General features: G+C 50.4%; 3 protein-coding genes. All 3 read right to left on the reverse strand.

Going from position 1 to position 2,450, the window contains the following annotated elements; genetic code table 11:
- Positions 1 to 355 precede the first annotated feature (355 nt).
- A complete protein-coding gene (locus BOW51_RS11290; protein WP_167367320.1) occupies positions 356 to 550 on the reverse strand; it encodes a hypothetical protein in 195 nt (64 codons plus the stop codon).
- Positions 551 to 1,112: 562 nt separating this feature from the next.
- Entirely contained in the window at positions 1,113 to 1,643 is a 531-nt protein-coding gene (gene yjgA / locus BOW51_RS09890) for a ribosome biogenesis factor YjgA (RefSeq protein WP_078477569.1), read from the reverse strand.
- Positions 1,644 to 1,661: 18 nt separating this feature from the next.
- Positions 1,662 to 2,450, reverse strand: a 789-nt coding sequence (locus BOW51_RS09895) for a DUF3418 domain-containing protein (protein WP_135568236.1), incomplete at its 5' end; no start/stop codon positions are given.

The following is a 2,450-nucleotide window of genomic DNA, read 5'->3' on the forward strand; positions in this document are numbered from 1 at the left end:
ATCTTGTTGGCAAGTGCTCGGATTTCTTTTTCGTTCATCGTGCTTATCTCCCGTAGGGGTTAATGATAAGCAGATACACAAACTAATTTACAGTCTCCCAAGTTGGCCAGCAACCTTTATACTTTGAATTGCAAATCCTTGCAGAAAGTTAATGGCAGAGAGTTGTCCAGTGTTCTTGCTATTCACAGATCTTCCTCACTTGGCTCATCATATATCGTAGTGAGCCCTATCAGTGGCCTATAACGCAAGATTATTACACGAAATTCAGTAATCATTCTAATCTGCGAAGTGTAGAGTGGAGTTCTCCATGTTTTAAATGTCCACTTTGGCCATAAGCAGACACCCATACCATTGTTTATACTGACTCAAAGCTATTACTCAGGAAGTTTCTGGAATGAACGGTTGCTGTGACGAAAGTTGCGCTATTCAAAGGCAGCCTAATACTTTTGGCGGTCTGGCTCACCGGATCGGGCTGGCCCGATCTTGCGGTGGCGATAGCTCTTGTACTGTTGTTAATGCGTTCCGCGATACGTGTTATTTCTTCAGCCATAGCAGAGCTTCGTGCGGCATCGTAACAACCCCATAAATTCGGAAGCACAACACGGTGCTCACTCACTGTGAATCATTATGCTGTCGATTATCGTAGCTGTGGAATGACAGCTTTGGATCGCAAGCGGCCGACCGTTTAAATCCGGCCACTTCCGCTTTTACCAAGGAAGAGCCGGTCAACATTCCCAGAATTTGCAAATCTCACTGTCCGGTATAGTCGAGGAGCAGTCGTTCACATGCAGTAGTCTGATAGTCCGCTACTGGCCGTTAGCGGAAGTAGTCTCAATGTATCGACCGCCAGCTTCTCAGCATTAAGAGTCATAGAATAAAGATAAGGCAATGTCCGCTCTCGACCAGGTCAGGTTAAAAACATGTCTATAAATTGGTCAGATGAAATTTAGACTAATCTAGATTAGCTGATTCGCCTACTTCCACATCCTGAATTATCACGTCACCCTCTCCGTCATGCTGGCCTTGAGCCGGCATCCGGGGATGCGAGCACTGTTCCTGATGGACCCCGGGTCAAGCCCGGGGTGACGATAAATTATTTCACAAGTAGCCTTTCAGGCCTCACCCTCGGATAACGCCTTCAGATACTGAAACAGCAAGCGTGCCGATTTCGGCGACTGCTGCTTCTCCCTCTCCTTGCCTGCCTGACGAATCAACTGCCTGAGGTGCTGCCGGTCGACTTGCGCATGGTTGGTAATAATGTCCTGCAACAGCTCTTCGTCACCATCGATCAGGGCATCACGCCACGCTGCCAACTGGTGCAGATGTGCAACATCCTCCCTGTGCGGCTGACGCATGGTCTCGAGGTCCGAGACGATCTGGTCTGCATCCTCTTTGCGCAGCAGTTTGCCGATATACTGCAGTTGCCTTTTGAGAGCGCCTTTCTTCATCGTCTGTGCGCTCTTCACTGCTGTAAACAGGTGCTCGGGCAGCGCAAGACGAGTGAGCTGATTTGTGGACAGGGTAACAAGATCTGCACCCAGACCCTTTAACGCGAGTAACTCACGTTTGACCTGTGATTTACTCTTGACCTCGACGCCATCCTCGTCGCATTCCACGCTCTCTTCATCGTTCATCTGTTTCATGCTCTTAATAATAACTCATCACAGGCCCAGTTCCTTCCAGCGCTTTTCAATGCGCTTGACCGAGATCGGATAAGCCGTCTTCACTTCCTGGGCAAACAGCGAGATACGTAACTCCTCAAGCATCCAGCGAATCTCCTCAATGCGCTCATCCTGCAGATGATCACTCTGCATCTGCTGGTAGCGCTGCTGCCACTCTTGTTGCAGGCTCGCCATGACACGCATCTGCTGCTGATCTCTCGCTGCCGCATGTCCGAGTTTTTCGAGGCGCAACAACAGCGCCTTGAGGTAACGTGGATACGCCTGCAGATGCTGCCAATCCGTCTGCTCAATAAACCCCCGGTAAACCAGTAAGTCGAGTTGCTGTTGCATATCATTCACACAACTCAGCAGGTTGAGCGCTGAAATTGATGACAGGCGCGTACGAATCTCACGATAAGTCTCAAGAATCTCGGCCACCAGTGCCGCAATCCTGTTAGCGGCTTCGGCCAGGTGACTGCGGTTCTCTTCGATTGCACGTTCAAATTCAGCCTGTTTCCAGATCAATCCTTCGCGCAGAAATACCTGGTCGATAGTCACGGCAATCAGCTCATCGAGAAGTTCGCTCTCTTCTCGTCGTGATCCTTCCGGCTGCGCGGCCTTGGCATACTGCAAGCGCATTTTGTCGAGCCCCGGGAATGCCTTTTTCAGGTAACGCGTCTGTTCCGGAAGTGTCAGCATCACCAGTCGCCGCAGACCACGTCTGTGAACTGCCGCTGCAATTGCCTCGCTCTCCAGCAGTTTCAGCGAGACACTCTCGCTGCAATCGAC

The sequence above is a fragment of the Solemya elarraichensis gill symbiont genome, from assembly GCF_002021095.1.
Classification (GTDB): domain Bacteria; phylum Pseudomonadota; class Gammaproteobacteria; order Chromatiales; family Chromatiaceae.

Excerpts from the sequence above, each read along its gene's own strand:
- BOW51_RS11290 (WP_167367320.1), bottom strand. The coding sequence starts at position 550 with ATGGCTGAAGAAATAACACGTATCGCGGAACGCATTAACAACAGTACA.
- yjgA (WP_078477569.1), bottom strand. The coding sequence starts at position 1,643 with ATGAAACAGATGAACGATGAAGAGAGCGTGGAATGCGACGAGGATGGC.